The sequence below is a fragment of the Anaerococcus sp. HMSC065G05 genome, from assembly GCF_001812365.1.
In the GTDB taxonomy this organism is placed as follows: Bacteria; Bacillota; Clostridia; order Tissierellales; family Peptoniphilaceae; genus Anaerococcus; species Anaerococcus vaginalis.
Window position 1 is genome coordinate 43,742 of record NZ_KV808714.1, and the last position, 1,184, is coordinate 44,925.

At 45.4% G+C, this 1,184-nt stretch carries 11 tRNA genes; all 11 read right to left on the reverse strand.

Features of this window, described 5'->3' with window-relative positions:
• Positions 1-33: 33 nt before the first annotated feature.
• Positions 34-127: transfer RNA gene (locus tag HMPREF2852_RS05865), tRNA-Ser, on the reverse strand.
• Positions 128-158: 31 nt separating this feature from the next.
• Positions 159-249: transfer RNA gene (locus HMPREF2852_RS05870), tRNA-Ser, on the reverse strand.
• A 6-nt stretch (positions 250-255) separates the two neighbouring features.
• Positions 256-331, reverse strand: a tRNA-Lys gene (locus HMPREF2852_RS05875).
• Positions 332-419: 88 nt separating this feature from the next.
• Positions 420-495 (reverse strand) — tRNA-Lys (locus HMPREF2852_RS05880).
• Between the two features lie 4 nt (positions 496-499).
• A tRNA-Gln gene (locus tag HMPREF2852_RS05885) sits at positions 500-575 on the reverse strand.
• A gap of 3 nt (positions 576-578) precedes the next feature.
• Positions 579-655 (reverse strand) — tRNA-Arg (locus tag HMPREF2852_RS05890).
• 4 nt (positions 656-659) lie between these two features.
• Positions 660-733: transfer RNA gene (locus tag HMPREF2852_RS05895), tRNA-Gly, on the reverse strand.
• 4 nt (positions 734-737) lie between these two features.
• Positions 738-823 (reverse strand) — tRNA-Tyr (locus tag HMPREF2852_RS05900).
• 72 nt (positions 824-895) lie between these two features.
• Positions 896-971 (reverse strand) — tRNA-Thr (locus tag HMPREF2852_RS05905).
• Positions 972-997: 26 nt separating this feature from the next.
• Positions 998-1,074, reverse strand: a tRNA-Asp gene (locus HMPREF2852_RS05910).
• A gap of 32 nt (positions 1,075-1,106) precedes the next feature.
• Positions 1,107-1,182: transfer RNA gene (locus HMPREF2852_RS05915), tRNA-Val, on the reverse strand.
• Positions 1,183-1,184 lie beyond the last annotated feature (2 nt).

A 1,184-nucleotide genomic window follows, 5' to 3' on the forward strand; every position in this document is an offset into this window, starting at 1 on the left:
CCCCTGCTCTACCGACTGAGCTATCTGGGCATATGGCGGAGAAGGAGGGATTTGAACCCTCGCATCCCTTTTGAAAGGATCTACTCCCTTAGCAGGGGAGCCTCTTCAGCCACTTGAGTACTTCTCCAAAAATCAATTTTTATATTGATTTTTTTATTTGGCGGAGAGGAAGGGATTCGAACCCTTGTGAGCCGTAAGACTCTAACGGTTTTCAAGACCGCCCCGTTATGACCGCTTCGGTACCTCTCCATATTGTGGTGACCCATCGGAGATTCGAACTCCGGACACCTTGATTAAAAGTCAAGTGCTCTACCGACTGAGCTAATGGATCAATCTAGAAATACAGTGGCTAAAAATTTGCCTTTCTTGCCTATTTAGCTTGCCAGTATAACCACTAAATAATATTTAAAAAACATTAATGGTGACCCATCGGAGATTCGAACTCCGGACACCTTGATTAAAAGTCAAGTGCTCTACCGACTGAGCTAATGGATCAAATTGGCTGGGATAGCAGGACTCGAACCTACGCATACCAGAGTCAAAGTCTGGTGCCTTACCGACTTGGCTATATCCCAACATGGCGCGCCTGAGAGGAGTCGAACCTCTGACACACGGATTAGAAGTCCGTTGCTCTATCCAGCTGAGCTACAGGCGCATATTGGAGCGGGTGAAGGGAATCGGACCCTCGCAACCAGCTTGGAAGGCTGGGGCTCTACCACTGAGCTACACCCGCAAATTGGTGGGGAAGAGCGGATTCGAACCACTGAAAGCTAAGCTAACGGATTTACAGTCCGTCCCATTTGGCCAACTCTGGAACTTCCCCAAAATTTGTATTTCATAGTAACACATTATAGCATAAACTATATATTTATTCAATTTTATATCACAATAAAATTGGAGCTGATGATAGGACTTGAACCTACAACCTATTGATTACAAATCAATTGCTCTACCAATTGAGCTACATCAGCACATTGGATCTCTATTGAAATCCAAATGGCGACTTAGATGGGACTCGAACCCACGACCTCCGCCGTGACAGGGCGGCATTCTAACCAGCTGAACTACTAAGCCATAATTAAAATAGCCTAATATTAAAAATATTATGGTGGAAGTAACAGGGCTCGAACCTGTGACCCCCTGCTTGTAAGGCAGATGCTCTCCCAACTGAGCTATACTTCCAT